Genomic DNA, 23,739 nt, shown 5'->3' on the forward strand with positions numbered 1-23,739 from the left:
GGATGCCAAGATCCCGCGGCACAAGCGGGGCAGGCACCGAAAAATGGAACCGAGGTAGGCATGGCATTTCAAACCCGCAGCCGCGATCCGTTGCTTGACAGCAACATGCAGGCAGCCATTGAAAAGCGCGGTAAGGAACTGATCGGGATCGCCCTTCTGGGGCTGGGCCTGATGGCCGCCGCGATGATCGGCTCTTATACGCCGGATGATCCCAACTGGATGGTCTCCACCGATGCGCCGGTTCAGAACTGGATGGGCCGGATGGGGGCTTCTGTGGCGGCGCCGCTGTTCATGGTTGTCGGTTGGGGCGGCGTGGCCCTTGCGGTGACGCTGCTGGCCTGGGGTGTTCGCTTCCTGCTGCATCAGGGCGCCGAGCGGGTCATCGGGCGGATTGTCTTTGCACCGGTTCTGATCGCCGTGGGCTCGGTCTATGCAGCGACGCTGGTGCCGGGCGCAGAATGGCGCGCCACTCATAGTTTTGGCCTTGGAGGTCTGTTTGGCGATACCGTGATGGGGGCGCTTCTGACGCTGGTGCCGATCAGTTCGCATTTCGCGGTCAAGCTGATGTCGCTGCTGATGGCCATTGGCATGCTGGCGCTTGGCACGTTTGTCTGCGGCTTTTCGCGTGCGGAACTGCAGCGGGCCGGACGGTTCCTGCTGGTCGGTCTTATCCTGGCCTATGGCACGCTTGCCAGCCTTCTGGGTCGTGGCGCCTCCAGCGGTGTCCAGGCGGCGCTGTCCTATCGTGAAAAACGCGCTGCCGCCGCAGAACATGCAAGGGCCGCCGAGGATGATACGGCCTGGTTCGGACAGGAGGAGGAAGAGCCTCAGATGTTCGAAACCGATGTGACTGCGCCTCCGCCGATTGAGATCGCGGCGCCTGCCGCACCGACAAAAACCGGATTGTTCTCTCGGGTGCCCAATCTGATCCGCCGCGCTGATCCCGATTTGGCTAATGCGCCGATGCCGCAGCCCGAGTTGGTCGAGAGCGCACCGCAGATCAGTGATGAGGATCTGCCGGGTGATGACCGGATTTCGCAGAAGATCGCAAATGCCGTGCGTGTGCGTCGCGCTGCTGGGCAGCCGCCGGAACCCGATCCGAACCTGCCCCTGACCAAGGGCCGGGGTCGCCGCCCTGAGCCGCTGGTCTTCAATCCCGATCCCGCGCCCCATGCGGGGCTGCCGCCTGAACCACCACTGACCGCAGCGCATGCCCCTGCTGCTCCGGCAGAATTCAGTGCCGAGGCGCCTGCCGCCCCCGGGCTGTCGCAGGTTCCGCCCGCGCCGACCGTTGGGGCGCCTGCTGCAGAAACCGGATATGGCGCCGATCTGGAGCCCGATCGGGTCCCAGCCGAGGAGTTGCCGACCTACGCGCCTGCTGAAACCGCTGAGCCCGCGATCACGGCTCGCGCAGAGCAACCCGCCGAGGGCCTGACCATCCCGGTGGCAGAGCCGCGCAAGGTGGTTGTGGAGCAGCCCCAGCGCCGCGCGCCGGAGCCATCGACCCGCGCCAAGGCGGAAGCCCAGCCGCGGCTGGCCTTTGAAGAGAACGATACCAGTGATTTCGATCTGCCGCCGCTGTCGCTGTTGGCCAATCCTGCCGCGGTCGAGCGTCATCATCTGAGCGATGAGGCGCTGGAAGAGAACGCGCGGATGCTGGAATCGGTGCTCGATGACTATGGCGTCAAGGGTGAGATCGTCTCGGTCCGTCCCGGCCCCGTCGTCACCATGTACGAACTGGAACCGGCGCCGGGCCTGAAGGCCAGCCGGGTGATCGGTCTGGCGGATGATATCGCCCGCTCCATGTCGGCCCTGTCGGCGCGTGTTTCGACCGTGCCGGGCCGCTCGGTGATCGGCATCGAACTGCCCAATGAAAAACGGGAAATGGTCAGCTTCCGCGAAATCCTGTCGAGCCGCGATTATGGCGATGGCACCCAGAACCTGCCGCTGGCGCTGGGCAAGGATATCGGTGGCGACGCCATGGTGGCGGACCTTTCGAAGATGCCGCACCTATTGATCGCGGGTACCACCGGGTCCGGTAAATCGGTGGCGATCAACACCATGATCCTGTCGCTGCTGTACAAGCTGACACCGGATGAATGCCGCCTGATCATGATCGACCCCAAGATGCTGGAACTCTCTGTCTATGATGGCATTCCGCATCTTCTGTCGCCCGTTGTGACCGATCCGAAAAAGGCGGTCGTCGCCCTGAAATGGGTCGTGGGCGAGATGGAAGACCGCTATCGCAAGATGTCCAAGATGGGCGTGCGCAATATCGCAGGCTACAATGGTCGCGTGAAAGAGGCGCTGGCCAAGGGCGAGATGTTCTCTCGCACGGTGCAGACCGGGTTTGATGATGACACCGGCGAGCCGGTGTTCGAGACCGAGGAATTCGCACCCGAGGCGCTGCCCTATATCGTCGTCATCGTCGATGAGATGGCCGACCTGATGATGGTGGCGGGCAAGGAAATCGAAGCCTGCATCCAGCGTCTGGCGCAGATGGCGCGGGCTTCGGGTATCCATCTGATCATGGCCACGCAGCGTCCCTCGGTCGATGTGATCACGGGCACCATCAAGGCGAACTTCCCGACCCGGATTTCCTTCCAGGTGACCGGCAAGATCGACAGCCGTACCATCCTTGGCGAAATGGGCGCCGAGCAGCTGCTGGGTATGGGGGACATGCTTTACATGGCGGGCGGCGCCAAGATCACCCGCTGCCATGGCCCGTTTGTTTCGGACGAGGAAGTCGAAGAAGTCGTCACCCATCTGAAACAGTTCGGCCCGCCTGCCTATGTGGGCACGGTTCTGGATGGCCCGGATGACGAGAAGGCCGACGACATCGACGCGGTTCTGGGCCTCTCCACCGGCGGTAATACCAACGGCGAGGATGCGCTGTATGACTCCGCCGTGCAGATCGTGATCAAGGACCGCAAGTGCTCCACCTCTTACATCCAGCGCAAACTGGCGATCGGCTATAACAAGGCCGCGCGTCTGGTTGAGCAGATGGAGGACGAAGGGCTGGTGTCTCCGGCGAACCATGTTGGCAAACGGGAAATCCTGGTCCCCGAACAGTAGATCGGCGGATGGGTGCGCAGGGCCTCCCGCAGTAGCGGGTGGCTCTTCCTTTTCCACAGTCAGGGCTTATCTAAGGGTCATGAAACAGATTGCACTTGTCGCGGCGCTGATCCTGTGTGCCCCTGCTGCCTGGGCGGCAGAGAAGCTGAGCCTGTCGGAACTGTCGGCTTACCTGAACGCCCTGACCACGGCCGAGGCCAGTTTTACCCAGATCAACGATGATGGCACACTGTCCACGGGAAAGCTGTATATCCATCGGCCGGGCCGGATGCGGTTCGAATATGATGGCGACAACGGCGCCACCGTGGTGGCCGGGGCCGGGTCGGTGGTGATCCACGATCCGAAATCGAACCAGCCGCCGGAGACTTATCCGCTGAAGCGTACGCCTCTGTCGATCATCCTGGCCAAGACTGTTGATCTGGGGCAAGCCGATATGGTTGTGGGCCACCAGTTCGACGGAACAACAACGATCCTGCAGGCGCAGGACCCTGAAAACCCCGAATACGGCGGGCTGGAGCTGATGTTCACCGATGAGCCGGTGGAATTGCGCAAATGGGTCGTGCATGACAACGCCGGAGGCCGCACGACGGTTATCCTCGGCGCCTTGGAGACAGGTGGCAAGCTTTCCTCATTCCTCTTCAACTCTGGTGCAGGCAGCGGGTCCCGCTGACTCCTGTAGAGCCTGGCGTTGGCAGTCTGGAGGGGGCACTCATAGAGTCGAACGCTCCCGCCCCTGCAGGTGCCCGGGCTTTGCCCGATCCCCTTGGCAGCGTTGGGCCGGGCGCCACGCTGGGGCGTGGCGCGCGCGGTTATATCTGGGATCTAAGCGCAAAGCGGTAGCTAGCGGCGTGGGCCGCACCGCCGTCAGGCGGTGCCGGGCCCAACGGGAGAGGACCCTTCACAGAAGGGTCTGAGACAGGCGGGAGTGCCCCGAAAGCGTTTCCCTACGGTAGACCGGAGGGAAACCAATTCGTCGTGACACGTAGCCGGAAGTTCAGCGGAACTTGCGGCAGGTGGCCAGCTGCGTCTGATACATCCTCGCCCGGGATTCGACCTTGCTCGCCACCCGCATCAGCCAGGATTTCGCACGATAGCTGCCGCGGGCATAGCCGCGGTGCCCTTCGTGATAGGCGAGGTACTGATTGCGCGCATCATAAAGCGCGATGCCGTTCTTTTCGCGGCTCTTGTTCATGTACCAGCCCATGAAATCCGCAGCATCCTTGATCCGGTCGCGCTTGGCCCGACGGCGCCCGGTGTCGCGCCGGTAATCGTCCCAGGTTCCGTCCAGAGCCTGGCTGTAGCCATAGGCGCTGGACTGACGGCCCATCGGGATGACGCCCAGAAGATATTTGTGCGGCGTGCGTGCATCGCCGTCAAAACGGCTTTCGTGATAGATCGTGGCCATCTGCACGTGCACCGGCACGCCCCAGCGCCGCTCGGCCGCGCGGAAGGCTTTCAGATAACTTGGCCGCTGTTTGATAATGCTGCAGGCATTATCAAGATTGCGCGGCGGGGACTTGTACCCACCCCCACAGGAGGCAACCGCCAACAGGAGGATCAGGGCGACGATGATTCTGCTCATTGCCTATGCCTTTTTTATTTTGGCGGCAGTGTAGCGAATTGCGCCTTTGGAGGAAATCACATTTCCAGAAGCAGGGACAGCAGCAGCGGCAGAGCTGCGACGGACATCAGCGTGGAGACCACCACCATGCCGGCAACCGCCTGTGCATCGGCTTCGAATTTTTCGGCCAGCAGATAAGAGGTTACCGCCACCGGTGTCGCCAGCTGCAGTACCAGAACACCAAACGCCGTGTAATCGAGCCCGAACGCCAATCCCACCCCCCAGCCGATGGCTGCGCTGAGCGCGACCTTGATCAGCGACAGCAGCACGGCAAGGCTGGTCTTGCCCGGTGTCAGCCGCGCCACCGCGACGCCAAGTGTGATCAGCATCAGCGGGATCGCCATTTGCCCGATCAGATCCAGCGCATTGGTCAGGAATTGCGGCGTTTGCCAGCCCTGCCACAGAAAGAGCGCGCCCAGCAGCGTGGCCCAGACCATCGGTTCACGCAGCGCCTTGCTGCCGCCGCCTTCACCGGCGACCAGATAGATGCCAAAGGTGAAGGACAGCGCCGCAGAGACCGCGAGCATCGCCACCGCATAGCCAAGCCCCGCCTCGCCAAAGGCAAAGAGCGACAGCGGAATGCCAAGGTTGCCGGTATTGCCGAAAATGAAGGGCGCCAGATAGCTGCGCCGCTCCAGCTGCATCACGCGCACCAGTGCTGCGCCTGCCAATGCCAGCAGCGCATGCCCGGCAAGGGCCGCCAGTACGAACCAGCCAATCTCGGCCTTGTCCAGCTCTGTTTTCATCAGTGCCGTGAAGATCAGACAGGGCACGGCCAGCGTCATCGCCAGACGGGTAACAAATTGAATCCGATACTCAAATCCAAGCCGCACCCAGACGAACCCGACCCCTGCAAGCAGGAAGACGGGGGCCACGATTTCAAGCACTGTCAGAGCAAGGTTCACAGTCTGTTTCCTCGAAAATTTGCCTCAAGAGTTGGACATCTGCCGCGCATCCGCGTTAGTAACAAAAGACGGGGGCAGCAAGACCATGTTGAGAACGCGCGCAAAATATAACCTGGGCCAGGTCGTCCGCCACCGGAAGCATCCCTTCCGCGGGGTGGTGTTTGACGTCGATCCAGCCTTTGCAAATACCGAGGAATGGTACGAATCCATTCCCGAAGAAAGCAGGCCGGTGAAGGATCAACCCTTCTATCATCTGCTGGCCGAAAACGATCAGACCTATTACGTGGCCTATGTGTCCGAGCAGAATTTGGTTGCCGATTATTCCGGCGAACCGATCAGCCATCCGGATCTGTCGGAAATGTTCGGAAAATTCGACGGTGCGGCCTATTCCCTGCAATACCAGCTGAACTGATCGCCGGATCGCGTCCGGTGCCCCGCTGCGCCTTTGCCGCAGCGAAGCACCGGTGATGCCGGATCAGTAGCCGAGCGCGCAGCCATCCTTACGCGGATCGCTGGCGCCTTCCAGCAGATCGCCATCGTGGATGCGAATGCCCTGCGAGCCGCCAATCGCGGTCTCGGGGATCTCCACCTTGTGGCCCATCTCGGTCAGCTCCTGGCGGACCTTGTCGGAATATCCCCGCTCGACCTTCATGACACCTGCGTCCGAGAAACTGCGCGGTGCGTCCATGGCAGCTTGCGGCTCCATGCCGAAATCGGTGAGGTTGGAGACGAAACGCGCGTGGCCGTTCGGCTGGTAAGCGCCGCCCATCACCCCGAAAGGCATCGTAACGCGCCCGTTCTGGCGCAGCATGCCGGGGATGATGGTATGCATCGGCCGTTTGCCACCGCCCAATTCGTTGGCATGGCCTTCTTCCAGAGTGAAACCGGCGCCGCGGTTCTGCAGCAGGATGCCGAATTTGTCCGAGGCGATGCCCGAGCCAAAGCCATGGAAGATCGAGTAGATCAGCGACACGGCCATGCGGTCCTTATCGACCACGGTGATATAGATCGTATCCTTGTGCACGGCCTCGCTCAGCGGGGCGGCGGCGGCCATGGCGCGTTTGGGATCGATCAGCGCGGCCAGTTTGGCCGCGGTTTCGGGCGCCAGCATGTGGTCCAGCCGGGTGGTATGATCGGCATCGGCGATGAAGCGGTTGCGGGCATCATAGGCCAGCTTGGCGGCTTCGGCCTCGATATGGGCGCGTTCGGCGCCAAAGGGGTCCATGCCCGCGATGTCGAAATGTTTCAGGATATTCAGCATCAGGATGGCGGTCGCGCCCTGACCGTTCGGCGGATGCTCGACCAGATCGGTGCCTTTGTAATCGCCGGAAACCGGCGTCACCGACATGCAGGCGGTAGCGGCGAAATCATCAACCGTGTGCACGCCGCCAAGCGCGTTGAGCGCGGCAACCATGTCTTCGGCGATTTCACCGGTGTAAAAGGCATCGCGACCGTCCTTGGCGATCCGGCGCAGAACTTCGGCCTGGCCCGGGGCGCGGAAGATCTGCCCAACGGTCGGGACCTTGCCCCCGATAAGATAGCTGTCGCGGGCCGCGCCCTGCAGGGTGTCCGCGTCATTGGCCCAGTCAAAGGCAACACGCGGCGCTACCGGAACGCCGGTTTCGGCATAGTGGATTGCGGGGGACAGGATCGCATCAAGGCCCAGTTTGCCTTCGGTCTGCGACAGGTGGCAAAAGGCGTCGATGGCGCCCGGCACGGTGACCGCATGCGGGCTGCGCAGCGGCACGGCGCTCAGCCCTTCGGCGCGCAGATCTGCGGCATTGGCGGCGGCAGGTGCCCGGCCGGACCCGTTCAGCGCGTGAATTTCATCGCTGCCAGGACGGGTATAAAGCACAAAGCAATCGCCACCGATCCCGGTCATCTGCGGCTCGCAAATGCCGAGCAGAACCGCCCCAGCGATGGCCGCATCCATGGCGTTGCCGCCGCGTTTCAGAATGTCGATGGCGGCACCGGCCGCAAGGGGGTGCGATGTGGCGCAGATACCGTTCTGTGCAAAGACCGCAGAGCGTCCGGGTTGTTGAAAATCGCGCATATGCCTCTCCCTCTTGAATAGCAGCGAAACACTAGTGGCTTCGCCGCCGAAGGCAATGCGAAAGGCATCCATGCTTGTCGCATTGCCTTCAGCGCATCAAAAGACGGCCATTTCCGGTAGCGGTGCAAAACCGTGGCCGAGATTTCCATGCATGCAGTGGAAGGGGAGAGGATGTTCCCCGGCGCAACATGCACGATGGGGGCAGTGGAACGTAGCGCCGGGGACAGCTATCAAAAGCTTCTGATGTAACAGAAAGCACATTTTTCAGGCGATTTAGGGGTGATTATGTGGCGCAATTGCGGCGAAGTCCGGAGCCACCCCTTCGGCGCACTCGGCGTGCTATTGGCAGGACGCTTTAGAAAACATGGGTTTGGAGCAATAAAAGCTCTGCGGCTGGTACAGCGACAGGTCGGTACCAGATCAAAACAGGGGGCAGGTAACGGGGATCAGGCCCGGGTCACCTGAATTTCGAAACACAAGGACAGCTGGTTGTTGCCGGCGCTGCGTTCATAGTGGATGTCGCTTGTCAGCTCCCGGATCAGAAACCAGCCAAAGCCACCTTCGGGGAGATCTTCCGGCGCCACATCCAGATTTGCCGGCTTGCCTTCGGGCAGTTCGCCTTCGGGGAAGGGGGCTCCGGCATCGGTGATATTGATCCACAGACGCTCAGGTTCCAGGGAACAGCGGATCCGCACGTCTCCCGGGGTCTTGCCCGCATAAGCGTGCTCGACCACATTGTTCACGGCTTCGGCCAGCGCGATCTGGACTTCATCGACCCGCAACTCGGGGATGCCCAGTCCGCGCAGCCGTTTCACAACCTGCGTAATGCCGGACCGGGCATCAAGCTCTGTTGCCGTGAACGAGCAGGCAAAGGTTTCAACCATTCGTTTCTCGCTTTGCGCGGAGGATCATATACGGAATCACGTGCCGACTTTGGGTTCAGACATCGCTTCGGTCAGCGAGCCATATAGATCGAAAATCGTGTCCATCCGGGTGAGGCGGAAAACCTTTTCCACCATCGGGGTCGGGCCAGCCAGATCAAGGCGGCGACCGCTGCCAAGCTGTTTCATGGCTGCGACAATGGCGCCAAGACCGCTGGAATCGATGAACTGGACCTCGGACAGGTCCAGGATCACGCGGTCGGGTCCGCTTTCGGTGGCGGAGCGCATGTCTTCCTTGAACCGAATCGCGATGGCCGCGTCGATCCGCTCCGCATTCACTGTGACGATCTGCGCACCGTCCGTTACCGTACTGGATAAGCTCATGTTTGTTCCCCGAGGGTCTCTCTGTACTTCACACTGACTCTAGACCTCAAACCTTAGCATTCTGTATGGATAATTTCGACGATTGGAGGAAAATTTCATGAAACACGTTGTAATTGCCGGAGCGGCGCGCACCCCCATGGGTGGGTTCCAGGGCGTTTTCGATGGCGTGACTGCTGCCGAACTGGGTGGCGCCGCGATAAAGGCAGCGCTCGCCGGGGCCGGAACCGACACCGTCGATGAGGTTCTGATGGGCTGCGTTCTGCCCGCGGGGCAGGGGCAGGCGCCCGCGCGGCAAGCTGGTTTTGCAGGCGGTCTGGGCGAAGAGGTCCCGGCCACGACGCTCAACAAGATGTGCGGATCGGGCATGAAGGCGGCGATGATTGCCTTTGATCAGATCGCTCTTGGCCACACCGACACGATGATCGCGGGCGGTATGGAGAGCATGAGCAATGCGCCCTATCTGTTGCCCAAGATGCGCGGGGGTGCGCGGATCGGTCACGGGCAGGTCATTGACCACATGTTCCTCGATGGTCTGGAGGATGCCTATGACAAGGGGCGCCTGATGGGCACCTTCGCCGAGGATTGCGCCGAGAAGTTCCAGTTCACCCGCGAAGCGCAGGATCAATACGCGCTGGCCTCGTTGTCGAACGCGCTCGACGCCGAACGCACCGGTGCTTTTGCGGATGAGATCACCTCGGTCACGCTGCATACCCGCAGCGGTGAACAGGTCATCACCACCGATGAGCAACCTCAGTCGGCCCGCCCGGAAAAGATTCCGAACCTGAAACCGGCCTTCCGCAAGGATGGCACTGTGACCGCAGCAAATGCCTCGTCGATTTCGGACGGGGCGGCGGCGCTGGTGCTGGCCTCGGAAGAGGCGGCAGAAGCCAAGGGTCTGACGGTGCGGGCGCGGATCATGGGCCACGCCAGCCACGCGCAGGCACCAGGATGGTTCACCACCGCACCGGTTCCGGCGGCCCAGAAACTGCTGAAACAGATCGGCTGGTCGGTCGAGGATGTGGATCTGTGGGAAGTGAACGAGGCTTTTGCGGTCGTGCCCATGGCCTTCATGCACGAGCTGGGCATTTCCCGCGACAAGGTGAATGTGAACGGCGGCGCCTGCGCGCTGGGTCACCCGATCGGTGCCTCCGGTGCGCGGATCATGGTGACGCTGCTGAACGCGCTGGAGAAACGCGGGCTGAAACGCGGTGTTGCGGCGATCTGCATCGGTGGCGGCGAAGGCACCGCCATCGCTATCGAACGGGTCTAATCGCGGATCAGTGACTGCAGGGCAGAGGGGGCGATCTCTCTGCCCTTTTATGTGCCTGCAGCCTGCCGTGGCTTGCGCGGTTGCCCTCTCCTCCGCAGAGTAGCCCTGTCTACGCCGTGAATTCTGGCGGGGTGCAGGTGATTTCAGTGCGGGGGATTTCCAATGAAGAAAGTGAAGTTGATCTGGGCCTTGCTGCGGGTGCTGCTGCCCGAGAGCGCGGTGCGCCTGCTTTATGGTGGGGCCTTGCCCGTGGTCGATGGACGGCGGGCCGATCCCAAGACGCAGGCGGTTGCGGATCTGGTTGGTCTGGTGCGCGATCCCGCAGTCCAGCCCACGGTCAAGGAAAGCCGAGTGCAACTCGCCGGTTTCGTGGAAAAATTCGATGCCCCATGCCGGGAGCCGGTTACGCGCAACGACATGACCCTGCCGGGCGGCGATGGTCCCCGGCCTGCGCGTGTCTATGTCCCCGGCGGATGCGACGGGGCGCAAAGCCTTCCGACGCTGATCTACCTGCATGGTGGTGGTTGGATACAGGGCAGTATCGATACGCATGATGCGCTGTGTGCAAAACTGGCGGTGCGGGCCGGAGTGCGGGTTGTTTCAGTCAGCTACCGTTTGGCACCGGAACATCCCTTTCCGGCGGCGGCGCAGGATGTGCTGGCCTCCTATCTGGCCTTGCTAGAGCGGGCGGAGGATCTTGGCATCGATCCGGCGGGCATTGCTGTCGGGGGCGACAGCGCGGGGGCGAATCTGACGGCCAGCCTGATGCACAGCCTGTCGGAAGCTGGCAAACCTCTGCCCCGGGCGCAGCTCTTGATCTATCCGGCTGTGGATGCGCGGCTCACCTCGGCCTCGGTGCAGGCCTTGCAGGATCACCCGCTGCTGTCGCTGCCGCGGATGCAGTGGTACATGGATCAGTATATTCCCCAAGGTCAGGACCGTCTGGCGCCCGAGATATCGCCGCTGATGTCGACCCATCTGGCCGGGCAGCCGCAGGGATTCGTGCTGGTGGCGGGGCATGATCCACTGTGGGACGATGGCCTATCCTATGCGGCAGCGCTGGAGCAGGCAGGCGTGCCCGTCACGGTGAAGCAGTATCCGGGGCAGATCCACGGCTTCCTGAACCTGACCAAGGTGATCCCGCAGGCGGATGAAGCCATATCCGATGCCGCAGAGTGGTTGCGGGGCGCGCTGAACACCGCCGCGTGAAGGGGGCCTTGCGTCGGCTGCGCCCGCGCGGGATACAGCAGCACCAGAACAGACCGACCCGGGAGCCGACCAGATGAGCCTCGATTACACCACTTTGGCAAAGACCATCGCCGCCCTGACAGAGGGCGAAACCGATGAGGTCGCCCTGATGGCCACCGTCGCCTGCGAGGTGCATCACAGCGATGACCGGTTCGACTGGACCGGGTTTTATCGCGTGGTGGCGCCCGAGCTGCTGAAAATCGGCCCCTATCAGGGCGGACACGGCTGTCTGCAGATCCCGTTCTCGCGCGGCGTTTGCGGCGCGGCGGCGCGCAGCGGAGACGTGCAGCTGGTGCCGGATGTCGAGGCCTTCCCCGGCCATATCGCCTGTGCCTCCTCCACTCGGTCTGAACTGGTGCTGCCTGTCTGGAACAAGGCGGACGAGGTAATCGGCGTCTTTGACATCGACAGCGACCAGCCCGATGCCTTCACCCAGGAAGATGCGGATCAGCTGGGCGCCATCCTCAAACAGGTCTTTGCCGCCTGACAGGCTTTCTGCGGGTTTCGTGAAAAAATGCTTTGAAATTTCACGCAATGTGAGGCAGCGTGAAAAAGAGATTTATTTTTTCACGAAGCGGAACCGGCATTGAGTGATCTATCCCCGCAGACAGCTACCCTTGGCGCGGATATCCGCGCCCTGCGCAAGGCGCGCGGGCTAACGCTGTCCGATATCGCGGCGCGGCTGAACCGGTCGGTGGGCTGGCTCAGCCAGGTTGAGCGGGACCTGTCCGAACCGTCGATTTCGGACCTCCGCCAGATCGCACAATGTCTGGGCGTGCCCATGTCCATGCTGTTTGCCCATTCCAACGTGCCTGCGGACGAACAGGGCTATGTGGTGCGTGCAGGTGCCCGCCGCCCCATGGGATCGGGCGAAGAAGGTCTGATCGAGGAGCTGCTGTCGCCGGACCTGACCGATGATTTTGAGATGGTGCATTCCACCTTTGCGCCGCAATCCCGCATGCAGACCCCGGCCAACCGCCCCACTCAAGAGGTTGGTTACATGATTTCGGGGCAGCTGGATCTGGTGATCGGCGGGCATGCCTTTACCGTCGGTCCCGGCGACAGTTTCCGCATTCGTCACGAACCCTACCAATGGGCCAACCCATATGACACGCCCGCCGTGGCGGTCTGGGTCATTGCCCCGCCCGTTTATTAAAGCATGAGATATGACTGATGAGTTTTGAAGCCTGGACCCTGTTTGCCCTGTTCTGGGTGGTCTTTGTCACCATGCCCGGTCCCAATGCAGTGAATTGCATTTCGAACGGGATGACGCTGGGCCTGCCCAAGGCGATGCTGGGGGTGCTGGCGATCCTGACGCAGGCCAGCGCCTTTCTGATCCTGTCGGCGCTGGGGGTGACGGCGCTGATCGCGGCCTCGCCCACCGGGTTCTTCGTGGCCAAGGTAATCGGGGCGGGCTTTCTTATCTTTCTTGGCGTGCGTGGTTGGATCAACGCAACGCGCCCTACGCCCGCAGTGGAACGCCCGGCACGCCATGTTTACCTGCACGCGCTGGCGGTCGCCACGATCAACCCCAAAAGCGTTGCCGGATACCTTGCCGCCTTTTCCCAGTTCGTGCAGCCCGGTGTGCCGATCTGGGAGCAGATGTCGGTGATCATGCCCACGGCACTGGTGCTGACGACGCTCAGCTATACGGGGTTCACCCTATTGGGTGTGTTGATGGGCAAGGCGGCGCTGAAGGCGGTGTTCAACGTCTGGATCCGCCGCCTGCTGGCGGTCTGCTTCATCGTCTATGGCGTGCTACTGGGGGCCAGCAGCACACCGCAGTTGGAGGGCGTGCAATGATCCGAGGAGCCTGCCTGTGCGGTGATATCCGCTTTCAAACCGCCGCCGCGCCGCAAGGACCGTCGATGTGCCATTGCAGCCAGTGCCGCAAGCAATCGGGCGGTGTCTGGGCCTCGGCCTATGTGCCGGAAACCGAGTTGATCCTTCACGGCCCGGTCAGCTGGTACGCGGCCAGCGTGGGCGCCGAACGGGGCTTTTGCGCGCGCTGTGGCTCCTTTCTGTTCTGGAAGGCCAACGACGAGGACACGATCAGCTTTGCCCTTGGCGCGGTCGAGGACCCCAGCGGGCTGAAGATCGAAAAGCACATCTTTTGCGCCAGCAAGGGCGATTACTACGAGATCGCCGACGGGCTGCCGCAGAAACCATAACACCCGCAGCAACAGGGAGCGGATATGTCTGATTTTCCATCAAAGGCCCGCGTGGTCATCATTGGCGGCGGCGTTGTCGGCTGCTCGTCCCTGTATCATCTGGCCAAACGCGGCTGGAGCGATTGCGTGCTGCTGGAAAAGAATGAGCTGACGGCGGGATCGACCTGGCACGCGGCGGGCAATGTGCCGACCTTTTCGACCTCCTGGTCGATCATGAACATGCAGCGCTACTCGACCGAGTTGTACGCACGTCTGGGCGATGAGGTCGACTACCCAATGAACTATCACCAGACCGGATCAATCCGTCTGGCGCACACCAAGGAGCGGATGCAGGAGTTCGAGCGTGCTGCCGCCATGGGCCGCTATCAGGGGATGGGGATGGAGATCCTGACCCCGGAAGAGGCCAAGGCGCGCTATCCCTTCCTTGAAACGCATGATTTGGCGGGCGCTCTGTATGATCCCAATGACGGCGACATCGACCCGGCGCAGGTGACGCAGGCCCTGGCCAAGGGCGCGCGTGATCTGGGCGCCAAGATCCTGCGCTTCTGTCCGGCAACCGGCGTTACGCAAACCGCTGATGGCTGGATCGTTCACACCGACAAGGGCGACATCGCTTGCGATTACGTGGTGAATGCGGCCGGCTATTACGCGCAGCGGGTGGGGGAATGGTTCAAACCCTACGGCGGGCGCACCGTGCCGATGATGGTGATGAGCCACCAGTACCTCCTGTCCGAGGAAATCCCCGAGATCGATGCCCATACCAAGGAGACCGGTAAGAAACTGCCGCTCCTGCGCGATGTGGATGTGTCCTACTACCTGCGGCAGGAAAAACATGGTTTCAACCTTGGCCCCTATGAGCCGAACTGCCGCGCCCATTGGGATACCGACGCCGATCCCATGCCCGAGGATTTCTCCTTTCAGCTGTGGAACGACGATTTGGACCGGATCGAGGAAATCGTCACCGACGCCATGGAGCGGGTGCCTGCGCTGGCGACCTCGGGCGTGTCCCGCGTAATCAACGGGCCGATCCCCTATGCGCCGGACGGGCTGCCGCTGCTTGGCCCCATGCCGGGCGTGAAGAACGCCTTCGAGGCCTGCGTCTTTACCTTTGGCATCGCGCAGGGCGGCGGCGCGGGCAAGGTGCTGGCGGAATGGATTGTCGATGGGCAGACCGAATGGGACATGTGGTCCTGCGATCCGCGCCGCTACACCGATTACACCGACCACCAGTACTGCGTCGACAAGGGGATGGAGGTCTATGGCAACGAATACGCCATGCACTTCCCCCGCCACGAATGGCCTGCCGGACGCGACCGGAAACTGTCGCCGGTTCATGACAGGGTCAAGGCGCTGGGCGGTCAGATGGGCGCCTATAACGGCTGGGAGCGTGCCAACTGGTTCGCGAAAGACGACGATGACACCTCCGAGGAAGCCACTCGGACCTGGGGCCGTTCCGGTCCCTGGGAGGCGCGCATCCGCGAGGAATGCGAGGCGGTGCGCGATCATTGTGGTGTGCTCGATCTGCCCGGATTTTCCCGGTTCGAGGTCAAGGGTCCCGGCGCGCGCGACTGGCTGCTCGGCAAGATCACCGGCGGTCTGCCCGGACCGGGGCGTATGGGGCTGGCCTATTTCACCGATACCCGTGGCCGTATCCTGACCGAGATGAGCGTGATGTGGCACGGCGAGGATCACTACATGCTGATCACCGCCGCCACGGCGCAATGGCACGATTACGATGTGCTCGCCCATGACCTGCCGGAATGGATCACCCTCAGCGACCGGACGAAAGATTTCTCGACCCTGATCGTCACTGGCCCCGCCGCGCGCGAGATCTTCACCGCCATCGGGACCGAAGCCGACCTTTCGCTGCCGTGGCTGTCAGTGCAGACCGCGCGGATTGTCGGGCGCGACTGCGGGTTGGCGCGCGTGTCCTTTGCCGGGGAGCTGGGCTGGGAAATCCACGCCGCGCCAGAGGATATTCCCGCGCTTTATGAGGCAGTTCTGGCGGCAGGCGCGAAACCCTTTGGCATGTACGCGCTGAATTCCCTGCGGATCGAGAAGGGGTATCGCGCGTGGAAGGGTGACCTATCCACTGACTATTCGGTCATCGAAGGGGGCCTCGACCGGTTCATTCGACTGAACAAGCCGCATGATTTCCCCGGCAAGGCGGTACTGGCGGCAGAGGCGCAGGATGGCCCGGCCAAACGGTTTGTCACGCTGATTGTCGAGGCGGGTGAGGCGGACGCGCCCTATATGTCCTGCATCTGGAAGGATGGCGAGATCGTGGGCGAGACCACCTCGGGCGATTGGGGATACCGCGTCGGCGCTTCTGTCGCGCTGGGCATGGTGCGCAGTGATCTGGCCACGCCCGGCACCGAGTTGGAGGTGGAGATTTACGGCCAGATGCACCGGGCCGTGGTCCAGAAGGATGAACCGCTCTGGGATCCGGAAAACGCGCGCCTGCGGGCCTAGGGCCGCAGCGCGCCTTGGTTGAACGAGGGGGCGCGGAATGGATCGGAAGGTTTCAGAGCAGAAAGGACCATCGCAAGGCTGGCATTTCGACATTCTGGTCTGCGATGGGTTCGTACTGACGGAAATGGCCGCAGTCACCGACACGCTGCGCATTGCCAACCGGGTGCTGGCGCGCCCTCTGTTCGACTGGACGGTGCGCTCTGCCTCTGGCGGGCAGATCACCTGCCGGTCAGGGCTGAGCGTCGACACCCAGTGTTTCGCCGCAAAGCCAGAGGCCGATTTTGCCTTTGTCCTTGGCAATTCCGATCCGGCGCATCCGGGCCTGTCGCTGGGCCGGGTGGTCCAGAGCTACACCAGCCGCGGCGCGCAGGTCTATCTGCTGGCCGAAGCCGCCGCCCGCCATATCCGCAGCCAGTCCGGCGGGGCGGGGGCGCACACCACCCATTGGGAGAACTCGGACCTGCTGCGCGAACAGCTTGGGCTGGATCTTGGTGCCCATGCGTTGGCCCGTCAGGACGGTCCGGTGGTGACCTGTGCCGGCATGGGCGCCACCACCGATGTGGTTCTGGCCCTGGTCGGGCAGCTGACCTCGGCGGCGGCGCAGGTCACGGTGGCCAATATCCTGCTGCACGACCACATCCGCGATTTCGCCTCGCTGCAACCTTTTGCGGGTCATGCGCCGACCACATCGGGCGACCGGGATCTGGACGATTGCATCCGCCTGATGCAGGCCAATATCGAAGAGCCGATGCCGATCCGCAGTATCGTCACCGAACTGGGCCTGTCCAACCGCTCGCTAGAGCGCAAGTTCCGGACGTTTTTCGGCACCACGCCAAACGGGTTTTATCGGGAAATGCGGCTAAGTAAGGCGAACAACCTGCTGCTGAACACCACGCTCAGCGTGCGTGAGATCGGCCTGGCCTGCGGGTTTCCCAACGGGTTTTCCTCGCTCTACAAATCCATCTTTGGAATCACACCCTTTGCCCTGCGCAAACAGCGCCGCACCCGCCCGGTGTCTGAAACCGCCCACAGTGCGCATTCCGGGGCGCCAAGGCCGGTTTGAAAAAACGGGCCGGGTATAAGACATTCCCGCGTTTGACGTTTTTGATGCATTTTCTGACGCAAGTCTGTGCCACTCTGATCCGTAAATCGGTTCGGAGAGCATGAGATGAGCGATCTTCCAAAGTCGGCCCGCGTGGTCATCATCGGCGGCGGCGTGGTGGGCTGTTCGGTGGCCTATCACCTGACGAAACTCGGCTGGCAGGATGTGGTCCTGCTGGAGCGCAAACAGCTGACCTCTGGCACCACATGGCATGCGGCCGGGCTGATCGGCCAGCTGCGGGCATCCTCCAACATGACGAAGCTGGCGCGCTATTCCGCCGATCTGTACCTTGGGCTGGAGGAAGAAACCGGCGTTGCCACCGGTATGCGGCAGGTGGGGTCTGTCTCGGTCGCGCTGACCGATGAACGGCTGGAGGAGCTGTACCGAAATGCCGCCATGGCGCGAGCCTTTGGCGTGCCGGTCGAGGAGCTCTCCCCGGCAGAAGTGAAAGCGCGCTACGACCATATCAACCTCGATGGCGTCACCGGTGGTGTCTGGCTGCCGACCGACGGTCAGGCGGATCCGGGCAATATCGCGCTCGCCCTGGCCAAGGGTGCCCGCCAGCGCGGTGCGCTGGTTAAGGAGAGGATCAAGGTCACCGGCATTGCCCGCGAAGGACGCCGGGTGACGGGAGTGGACTGGGTGTCCGATGCAGGCTCTGATACGGGGCATATCGCCTGTGACATGGTGGTGAACTGTGCCGGGATGTGGGGGCATGAAGTGGGCCGCATGGCGGGCGTCAACGTGCCGCTGCACGCCTGCGAACACTTCTACATCGTTTCCGAACCGATCAAGGGGCTCAGCCAGATGCCGGTGCTGCGGGTGCCGGATGAATGCGCCTATTACAAGGAAGACGCGGGCAAGATCATGCTGGGCGCCTTTGAACCCAAGGCGAAACCCTGGGGGATGAAGGGCATTCCCGACAGTTTCGAATTCGACCAGCTGCCCGAGGATTTCGACCACTTCGAACCCATCCTGGAGGCCGCCTGCAACCGGATGCCGATGCTGGCCGATGCCGGGATTCACACCTTTTTCAACGGGCCCGAAAGCTTTACGCCCGACGATGCCTATCACCTGGGACTGGCGCCCGAGATGGACAACGTCTGGGTCGCGGCGGGGTTCAATTCCATCGGAATCCAGTCGGCGGGCGGCGCGGGCATGGCGCTGGCGCAATGGATGCAGGATGGCGAAAAGCCCTTTGACCTCGGCGATGTGGACATCACCCGCATGCATCCCTTCCAGGGTAACAAACACTACCTGTTCGAACGCTCCAAGGAAACGCTGGGGCTGCTTTATGCCGATCACTTCCCCTATCGGCAAAAGGCAACCGCGCGCGGGGTGCGGCGCTCTCCTTTCCATCACCAACTGACTGAGGCGGGAGCGGTCTTTGGCGAACTGGCGGGCTGGGAGCGCGCCAACTGGTTTGCCGAGGCGGGGCAGGAACGGGAATACCGCTATAGCTGGAAGCGGCAGAACTGGTTTCAGAACTCCGCCGCTGAACACCGTGCGGTGCGCGAAAACGTTGGCATGTACGATATGTCCTCCTTCGGGAAAATCCGTGTGGAAGGACCGGATGCGGAAAGCTTCCTGAACCATATCTGCGGCGCGAATATGTCCGTCCCGGTGGGCAAGATCGTCTATACCCAGTTCCTGAACGCGCGTGGCGGAATCGAGGCGGATGTGACAGTCACACGCCTGTTAGAGACTGTATACTTGGTTGTGACGCCTGCGCTGACCCGGCTGGCGGATGAGACCCGCATGCGGCGGCTGGTCGGGGATTACCGCGTGACCATTACCGATGTAACCGCGGGGGAGGGCGTCCTGGCGGTCATGGGGCCACGCTCGCGCGAGTTGCTGCAGAGGGTCTCTCCCAATGATTTCAGAAACGCGGTGAACCCTTTTGGTACCGCGCAGGAGATCGAGATCGGCATGGGGCTGGCCCGTGCGCATCGGGTGTCCTATGTCGGTGAGCTCGGTTGGGAGATCTATGTTTCGTCCGATATGGCAGGGCACGTTTTCGAGGTGCTGCAGGATGCCGGGCGGGACATGGACCTGAAGCTCTGCGGCATGCATATGATGGACAGCTGCCGGATCGAGAAGGGCTTTCGCCACTTCGGCCATGACATCACCTGTGAGGATCACGTGATCGACGCGGGGCTGGGATTCGCAGTGGATCTGAACAAGTTAGATTTCATCGGCAAGGCAGCCGTTGCCGCGCGAAAGGAGAGCGGCCCAAAGGCCCGGATGCTTCAATTCCGCCTGACTGACCCTGAACCGCTTCTTTATCACAACGAACCCCTGCTGCGCGATGGAGAGATCGTCGGTTATGTCTCCTCGGGCGCCTATGGGCACACGCTGGGGGCTGCCATCGGCATGGGCTATGTGCCGTGTGAAGGGGAAAGCGCCGCCGAGGTTCTGGCCTCGTCCTACGAGATCGACGTGATGGGCATCCGGGTGCGGGCAGAGGCTTCGCTGAAACCGATGTATGACCCGAAATCGGAGCGGGTGAAGGTCTGAAGCAGGCTCTAATAGGGGCTAATTTGTCATATTCCGGTCTGACGAGCCATGCAGGTGATGGTGCGGCGTGATCTGTTTCGTGATCAATTCCTGTGCGTTTTGGGCATTCCCTTCGCCTGCAAAGCTGCCATAAAGGCCGCGTAGGAGAGCTGCCATGACCACCCATACGCGCGAGAACGTCGACACCCCTCAGGGGCTGGCCTTTGCCATTACGGCCTATCTGCTGTGGGGGTTCCTGCCGCTCTACATGAAGGCGGTGTCGCACATTCCGGCGGCCGAGGTGGTGGCCCATCGGGTGATCTGGTCGGTGCCTTTGGCGGGGGCGCTGCTGATCGTTCTGCGCCGCACCGGCGATCTGCGCGCGGCCCTGCGCAGCCCGCGCACCCTGCTGATGGCCTGCATCACAGCGGTGCTGATTTCGGTGAACTGGGGCATCTATGTCTGGTCCATCGCCACCGATCACGCGCTGGATGCAGCACTTGGATATTACATAAACCCCTTGTTTAGTGTCGCATTGGGCGCCCTTTTGTTGGGGGAGCGGCCGAGTCGCACTCAGATGCTGGCGATCGCCTTGGCGGCGGCCGCGGTTGTGGTTCTGACCGTGGAAACCGGCAGCCTGCCTTGGGCTGCGGTCGGTCTGACGTTCAGCTGGGGCTTTTATGCCTTCTTCAAGAAATGGCTGCCGGTCGGCCCCAATCAGGGGTTCCTTCTGGAGGTGCTGATCCTGTCGGTACCCGCGCTGGCCTATCTGTCCTATCTGACCGCGACGGGCACGGGCAGCTTTGGCATCAGCTGGGGGCAAAGCCTGCTGCTGATGGGGTGCGGCGTGGTGACGGCGGTGCCGCTGATCATCTACGCCAATGGTGCCAAGCTGCTGCGGCTATCGACCATCGGTATCCTGCAATATATCGCGCCGACGCTGATCTTTCTGGTCGCCGTCTTTGTCTTTGGTGAGGAGTTCGGCCACGCCCGCATGATCGCCTTCCCGATGATCTGGGCGGCGCTGGTGATCTATTCCATTCCCCTGATCCGTCAGATGCGACGCAAGCCGAAGGTGCAGAAGCTTACCTGACTCAGGCTCTGATCACGGGGTTTTCGATCTCTTTCGCCAGCCGGTCCGCCCAAAGCGCATAGGCGTGCGGGTTCGGGTGATAGCCATCCTCGGCGGCCAGCGCCTGGTCACTGGGCAATTCAAACGGCAGATGGTGAAACCCGTCGATCTGCCCGGAGAGGTCTGCAAGCCTGCGATCCAACCGCCGTGCCTGATTCCCCAGCGCCCAGGCAAGCGGCTGCGGCAGGGCGGGGAAATGCTCCATCTGTGGCACCCCGCAGACGAGGATTTCTTGCACGCCAAAGCGATCCGTTAGAAGCCGTGCCATATCGCGTTGCTGCCGTTCAAACCGCCCTTGTGGGACGGCTCCGGTCACATCGTTCACCCCCAGCGCCAGTACGGCTACGTCAAAGGGCTGCGTGGGCAGGGCCATCAGCCGCCGCAACGTATCTGCCGTACGATGCCCGGTGGTGGCCTCAAGGCGCCAGTGAACCTGCCACCGGGGTGCCAGCCGCTGTACCAGTTGCCCGGCAAGCGCCTGATCCTGATGCGCGGCGCCCACACCGGCGGCGGAACTGTCCCCGGCAATCAGCAGCCGCAGCGGCGCACCGGATCCCGCAGTTCCCTGTCGGTCCCCCTCTGGCTCTGGCAGCCGCAACGCCTTGCGCCGGACGCGCAGCCCCTGCGCAATCAACAGCGGGAGCAGCGGCAGGCGCAGGATCTGGTCGGCTGCGATCATGGGTTATCTGCCAATATGTGGCTCTAATATCCGGGATTTCAGCTGAGTGCCTCACGGAATTTCAGGAAGCGCGCATCGGTCTGCACCCGGGCGTTCATCGCATCGCGCAGGGCGCCGACGGATTTATAGGGGCGCATCACCACCTCGAAGACCTCAATCAGCCCGTCATCACCCAGGGTGATCAGATCAACCCCTACGGCGTCGAATTCGCCGATCTTGCACTGGAATTCCAGCGCCCAGTCGTTGCCCTCTCCCATGATCCTGCGATAGCGGAAGTCCGAGAACACTTGCCCCACATGGCCCAGCACCGCCGCCACCGGCGCGCGGCCGGTCCAGGTTTTCCAATAGGTGGGCGGCAGGAATTTCACGTCCTCGGACAGCAGCTCTGCGATCAGCGTCTCATCGCCCTTGGCGACGACCTCCTGCATGCGGGTGATGGTTGGATGCATGGTCTCTCTCCCTTTGTTGATGCGATCCTGCCCTTGCGGCGGCGGGCCGGGCAAGACGGACGTGGCGGGAACTTGCTCCGGCGGCAGCAAGGCAGTAGGCAGGCGGCCATGACGGTATCGAGCGATTACACCCCGCCGCAGGACCCGCTGGAGATCCTGCACCATGATGCGCAGATCCTTGCGGTGAACAAACCCGCGGGATTGCTGAGCGTGCCGGGCCGGGGTGAACATCTCGCCGATTGCCTGTTGTCACGGGTGCAGCTTGCCTTTCCCGAGGCGCTGCTGGTGCATCGGCTGGACCGCGATACCTCGGGGGTGATGGTCTTTGCGCTGACGCCCCATGCGCAGCGGCACCTGTCGATGCAGTTCGAGAAACGCAGCACCCGCAAGGTCTATGTGGCCCGCGTCACCGGGCGGCTGGAGCCGAAGGCGGGCACGGTGGATCTGCCGTTGATCGTCGACTGGCCGAACCGTCCGCGCCAGATGGTCTGCCATGAGACGGGTAAACCTGCGGTGACCGACTGGCGGGTGATGAAATACGGCGACGGGGAGACACGTGTGCGGCTGACGCCCAAGACGGGCCGGTCGCACCAGTTGCGGGTGCATATGCTGTCGCTGGGGCACGCCATTCTGGGCGATCCGCTGTATGCCGAAGGCGCGGCGCGGGATTTCCCCCGCATGATGCTGCATTCCGAAGAGCTGCGGATCAAACACCCCGATAGCGAACAGTCGATGAAGTTCCGGGCCAAGGCACCCTTCTGATCAGGCGTCGATCCGGTGCCAGCTATCCGGCAGGATATCTGGGTTGTGGAGTTTCGGATCTCCGAACCATTGCGCCGGACCGGTGACGCGTTTCTCCGGGTTCTGGTTCAGCCAGGCCGCCCACCAGGAAAATGAACTGTTGGCGATGATATTGTGCTGGCACAGGGTCATCAGCCGCATGTCCTCGAAATCCGTGTCCGGGCCGTTGAAATCCACCACCACTTTTTCGCAGGGCAGGGGCAGGTTTTCCTTGGCCCAGTCCGGATCGTCGGAGAAGACAAATACGGTTGGCGCACCCTCCAGCCCCTCCAGAACGCGGGCGAGGGCGGCTTCGTAATAGGCCTGATCGCAAAGCACATGGGCGGCAAGCGCCACGTAATCGCCGCGCCGCACGTGCAGTGAGATGGCATTGCTACCTTGGATGCGGGCGGCCATGTCGGCGTTCTGCGTGTTGGTGAACTCCGGGAAGCTGAAATCGGCCCGGATGCGGTCGGCGATCGCGGCAAAGTATTTCTCGCTTTGCCAGTAGCCATGCAGGTAGCTGCCATCGCCCCAGGTCGCGAAACCGGGATTGTAGCCAAGGCCGCGTTCGCGTCGGAAAGTCGGAGCGGAGCCAAAGGCGCGCCACAGGGCATAGCGCAGCGGTGCTTCCTTTTTCAGTGGCGGCAGTGGTGCGGGGTCGGTCAGATCGAGATCAAAGACCCGGGTCAACACGCCTTCGCCGCGCCGCACCGCTTCGCGGCTATCGAGAGCGACAGCCACGCCAAGGCGCTCGGCCAGCGCGCGGGCGGCGGCGTATTGAAACATCTGATTGCCAAGGCGGCCGTGCAGGCGGGCGGTGATCATCGCGGCTGTCTGTCCTTGCAAAGGGGAGGATCCGATACCCCTGCATATCGGTGCCGCAGTCACATTGGAAGGTCGATAGGGACAGGATCATCCGATCTGGGTCCGGCGATGGGGCGTCCTCCCGCCCGTCGTTCGCCTTTTTGGTGAAAGGCTGCCTCCCGTTGGGCCCGGCGCCGCGCAAGGCGCGGCGCCG

22 protein-coding genes are annotated in these 23,739 nt (G+C 62.5%); 14 read left to right on the forward strand and 8 right to left on the reverse strand.

The features are described 5' to 3' along the window. The first annotated feature begins 60 nt into the window (after positions 1–60). Entirely contained in the window at positions 61–3,075 is a 3,015-nt protein-coding gene (locus AAFO90_RS01145) for a DNA translocase FtsK 4TM domain-containing protein (RefSeq protein WP_347508231.1), read from the forward strand. Between the two features lie 79 nt (positions 3,076–3,154). Further along, positions 3,155–3,745, forward strand: a complete 591-nt coding sequence (locus AAFO90_RS01150; protein ID WP_347508232.1) for an outer membrane lipoprotein carrier protein LolA — start codon at positions 3,155–3,157, stop codon at positions 3,743–3,745. Positions 3,746–4,069: 324 nt separating this feature from the next. Here AAFO90_RS01150 and AAFO90_RS01155 read toward each other — a convergent pair whose 3' ends face one another. Continuing rightward, positions 4,070–4,657 (reverse strand): lytic transglycosylase, encoded by a 588-nt coding sequence (locus AAFO90_RS01155; RefSeq protein ID WP_347508233.1) that lies wholly within the window; start codon positions 4,655–4,657, stop codon positions 4,070–4,072. A gap of 56 nt (positions 4,658–4,713) precedes the next feature. After that, on the reverse strand, positions 4,714–5,601 hold the full coding sequence (locus tag AAFO90_RS01160; protein ID WP_347508234.1) for an AEC family transporter: 888 nt from the start codon (positions 5,599–5,601) through the stop codon (positions 4,714–4,716). Positions 5,602–5,686: 85 nt separating this feature from the next. Between AAFO90_RS01160 and hspQ the strand changes: the two genes are divergently transcribed. Next, positions 5,687–6,013, forward strand: a complete 327-nt coding sequence (hspQ, locus tag AAFO90_RS01165) for a heat shock protein HspQ (protein WP_065271851.1) — start codon at positions 5,687–5,689, stop codon at positions 6,011–6,013. Positions 6,014–6,076: 63 nt separating this feature from the next. Here the strand turns inward: hspQ and AAFO90_RS01170 are convergent, their stop codons facing one another. From AAFO90_RS01170 to AAFO90_RS01180, 3 genes are all read right to left on the reverse strand, one after another. Further along, the gene (locus AAFO90_RS01170) at positions 6,077–7,654 is read right to left on the reverse strand and encodes a gamma-glutamyltransferase family protein (protein ID WP_065273627.1); all 1,578 of its coding nucleotides are present in this window, start codon (positions 7,652–7,654) and stop codon (positions 6,077–6,079) included. 446 nt (positions 7,655–8,100) lie between these two features. Next, positions 8,101–8,538, reverse strand: a complete 438-nt coding sequence (locus tag AAFO90_RS01175; RefSeq protein WP_065271850.1) for an ATP-binding protein — start codon at positions 8,536–8,538, stop codon at positions 8,101–8,103. 36 nt (positions 8,539–8,574) lie between these two features. Then, entirely contained in the window at positions 8,575–8,919 is a 345-nt protein-coding gene (locus tag AAFO90_RS01180; RefSeq protein WP_065271849.1) for an STAS domain-containing protein, read from the reverse strand. A gap of 97 nt (positions 8,920–9,016) precedes the next feature. Here AAFO90_RS01180 and AAFO90_RS01185 point away from each other — a divergent pair, with 97 nt between their 5' ends. From AAFO90_RS01185 to rarD, 10 genes are all read left to right on the forward strand, one after another. Then, entirely contained in the window at positions 9,017–10,189 is a 1,173-nt protein-coding gene (locus tag AAFO90_RS01185) for an acetyl-CoA C-acyltransferase (RefSeq protein WP_065273626.1), read from the forward strand. 162 nt (positions 10,190–10,351) lie between these two features. Continuing rightward, a complete protein-coding gene (locus tag AAFO90_RS01190; RefSeq protein WP_347508235.1) occupies positions 10,352–11,398 on the forward strand; it encodes an alpha/beta hydrolase in 1,047 nt (348 codons plus the stop codon). Between the two features lie 73 nt (positions 11,399–11,471). After that, positions 11,472–11,924 (forward strand): GAF domain-containing protein, encoded by a 453-nt coding sequence (locus AAFO90_RS01195; RefSeq protein ID WP_347508236.1) that lies wholly within the window; start codon positions 11,472–11,474, stop codon positions 11,922–11,924. Positions 11,925–12,023: 99 nt separating this feature from the next. Beyond that, positions 12,024–12,593, forward strand: coding sequence for an XRE family transcriptional regulator (locus AAFO90_RS01200; RefSeq protein ID WP_347508237.1), 570 nt, complete (start codon positions 12,024–12,026; stop codon positions 12,591–12,593). Between the two features lie 17 nt (positions 12,594–12,610). Next, positions 12,611–13,240 carry a LysE family translocator gene (locus AAFO90_RS01205; RefSeq protein WP_347508238.1) on the forward strand — a complete coding sequence of 210 codons (630 nt, stop codon included), beginning with the start codon at positions 12,611–12,613 and terminating at the stop codon, positions 13,238–13,240. After that, positions 13,237–13,608 carry a GFA family protein gene (locus AAFO90_RS01210; RefSeq protein ID WP_347508239.1) on the forward strand — a complete coding sequence of 124 codons (372 nt, stop codon included), beginning with the start codon at positions 13,237–13,239 and terminating at the stop codon, positions 13,606–13,608. The genes AAFO90_RS01205 and AAFO90_RS01210 overlap by 4 nt, the downstream gene beginning before the upstream one ends. A gap of 24 nt (positions 13,609–13,632) precedes the next feature. Next, positions 13,633–16,080 (forward strand): FAD-dependent oxidoreductase, encoded by a 2,448-nt coding sequence (locus tag AAFO90_RS01215; RefSeq protein WP_347508240.1) that lies wholly within the window; start codon positions 13,633–13,635, stop codon positions 16,078–16,080. A gap of 37 nt (positions 16,081–16,117) precedes the next feature. Further along, positions 16,118–17,143 carry a helix-turn-helix domain-containing protein gene (locus AAFO90_RS01220; protein ID WP_347508241.1) on the forward strand — a complete coding sequence of 342 codons (1,026 nt, stop codon included), beginning with the start codon at positions 16,118–16,120 and terminating at the stop codon, positions 17,141–17,143. Positions 17,144–17,248: 105 nt separating this feature from the next. Further along, positions 17,249–19,699 carry an FAD-dependent oxidoreductase gene (locus AAFO90_RS01225; protein WP_347508242.1) on the forward strand — a complete coding sequence of 817 codons (2,451 nt, stop codon included), beginning with the start codon at positions 17,249–17,251 and terminating at the stop codon, positions 19,697–19,699. 154 nt (positions 19,700–19,853) lie between these two features. After that, positions 19,854–20,771 (forward strand): EamA family transporter RarD, encoded by a 918-nt coding sequence (rarD, locus tag AAFO90_RS01230; protein ID WP_065271839.1) that lies wholly within the window; start codon positions 19,854–19,856, stop codon positions 20,769–20,771. A gap of 1 nt (position 20,772) precedes the next feature. On the opposite strand, the gene AAFO90_RS01235 is transcribed toward rarD, so the two are convergent. Then, complete coding sequence (locus AAFO90_RS01235) at positions 20,773–21,489, reverse strand: SGNH/GDSL hydrolase family protein (RefSeq protein ID WP_347508243.1); 717 nt, start codon at positions 21,487–21,489, stop codon at positions 20,773–20,775. Between the two features lie 38 nt (positions 21,490–21,527). Then, the gene (locus tag AAFO90_RS01240) at positions 21,528–21,938 is read right to left on the reverse strand and encodes a nuclear transport factor 2 family protein (protein WP_347508244.1); all 411 of its coding nucleotides are present in this window, start codon (positions 21,936–21,938) and stop codon (positions 21,528–21,530) included. A gap of 108 nt (positions 21,939–22,046) precedes the next feature. On the opposite strand from AAFO90_RS01240, the gene AAFO90_RS01245 reads away from it, so the two are divergent. Further along, on the forward strand, positions 22,047–22,700 hold the full coding sequence (locus AAFO90_RS01245; protein WP_274835263.1) for an RluA family pseudouridine synthase: 654 nt from the start codon (positions 22,047–22,049) through the stop codon (positions 22,698–22,700). Here the strand turns inward: AAFO90_RS01245 and AAFO90_RS01250 are convergent, their stop codons facing one another. Further along, a complete protein-coding gene (locus tag AAFO90_RS01250; protein WP_347508245.1) occupies positions 22,701–23,546 on the reverse strand; it encodes an alpha-1,2-fucosyltransferase in 846 nt (281 codons plus the stop codon). Positions 23,547–23,739 lie beyond the last annotated feature (193 nt).

Source organism: Phaeobacter sp. CAU 1743 (genome assembly GCF_039839315.1).
Lineage (GTDB): Bacteria > Pseudomonadota > Alphaproteobacteria > Rhodobacterales > Rhodobacteraceae > Phycobacter > Phycobacter gallaeciensis_A.

Excerpts from the sequence above, each read along its gene's own strand:
- AAFO90_RS01145 (WP_347508231.1), top strand. The coding sequence starts at position 61 with ATGGCATTTCAAACCCGCAGCCGCGATCCGTTGCTTGACAGCAACATG.
- AAFO90_RS01150 (WP_347508232.1), top strand. The coding sequence starts at position 3,155 with ATGAAACAGATTGCACTTGTCGCGGCGCTGATCCTGTGTGCCCCTGCT.
- AAFO90_RS01155 (WP_347508233.1), bottom strand. The coding sequence starts at position 4,657 with ATGAGCAGAATCATCGTCGCCCTGATCCTCCTGTTGGCGGTTGCCTCC.
- hspQ (WP_065271851.1), top strand. The coding sequence starts at position 5,687 with ATGTTGAGAACGCGCGCAAAATATAACCTGGGCCAGGTCGTCCGCCAC.
- AAFO90_RS01170 (WP_065273627.1), bottom strand. The coding sequence starts at position 7,654 with ATGCGCGATTTTCAACAACCCGGACGCTCTGCGGTCTTTGCACAGAAC.
- AAFO90_RS01175 (WP_065271850.1), bottom strand. The coding sequence starts at position 8,538 with ATGGTTGAAACCTTTGCCTGCTCGTTCACGGCAACAGAGCTTGATGCC.
- AAFO90_RS01180 (WP_065271849.1), bottom strand. The coding sequence starts at position 8,919 with ATGAGCTTATCCAGTACGGTAACGGACGGTGCGCAGATCGTCACAGTG.
- AAFO90_RS01185 (WP_065273626.1), top strand. The coding sequence starts at position 9,017 with ATGAAACACGTTGTAATTGCCGGAGCGGCGCGCACCCCCATGGGTGGG.
- AAFO90_RS01190 (WP_347508235.1), top strand. The coding sequence starts at position 10,352 with ATGAAGAAAGTGAAGTTGATCTGGGCCTTGCTGCGGGTGCTGCTGCCC.
- AAFO90_RS01195 (WP_347508236.1), top strand. The coding sequence starts at position 11,472 with ATGAGCCTCGATTACACCACTTTGGCAAAGACCATCGCCGCCCTGACA.
- AAFO90_RS01205 (WP_347508238.1), top strand. The coding sequence starts at position 12,611 with ATGAGTTTTGAAGCCTGGACCCTGTTTGCCCTGTTCTGGGTGGTCTTT.
- AAFO90_RS01210 (WP_347508239.1), top strand. The coding sequence starts at position 13,237 with ATGATCCGAGGAGCCTGCCTGTGCGGTGATATCCGCTTTCAAACCGCC.
- AAFO90_RS01215 (WP_347508240.1), top strand. The coding sequence starts at position 13,633 with ATGTCTGATTTTCCATCAAAGGCCCGCGTGGTCATCATTGGCGGCGGC.
- AAFO90_RS01220 (WP_347508241.1), top strand. The coding sequence starts at position 16,118 with ATGGATCGGAAGGTTTCAGAGCAGAAAGGACCATCGCAAGGCTGGCAT.
- AAFO90_RS01225 (WP_347508242.1), top strand. The coding sequence starts at position 17,249 with ATGAGCGATCTTCCAAAGTCGGCCCGCGTGGTCATCATCGGCGGCGGC.
- rarD (WP_065271839.1), top strand. The coding sequence starts at position 19,854 with ATGACCACCCATACGCGCGAGAACGTCGACACCCCTCAGGGGCTGGCC.
- AAFO90_RS01235 (WP_347508243.1), bottom strand. The coding sequence starts at position 21,489 with ATGATCGCAGCCGACCAGATCCTGCGCCTGCCGCTGCTCCCGCTGTTG.
- AAFO90_RS01240 (WP_347508244.1), bottom strand. The coding sequence starts at position 21,938 with ATGCATCCAACCATCACCCGCATGCAGGAGGTCGTCGCCAAGGGCGAT.
- AAFO90_RS01245 (WP_274835263.1), top strand. The coding sequence starts at position 22,047 with ATGACGGTATCGAGCGATTACACCCCGCCGCAGGACCCGCTGGAGATC.
- AAFO90_RS01250 (WP_347508245.1), bottom strand. The coding sequence starts at position 23,546 with ATGATCACCGCCCGCCTGCACGGCCGCCTTGGCAATCAGATGTTTCAA.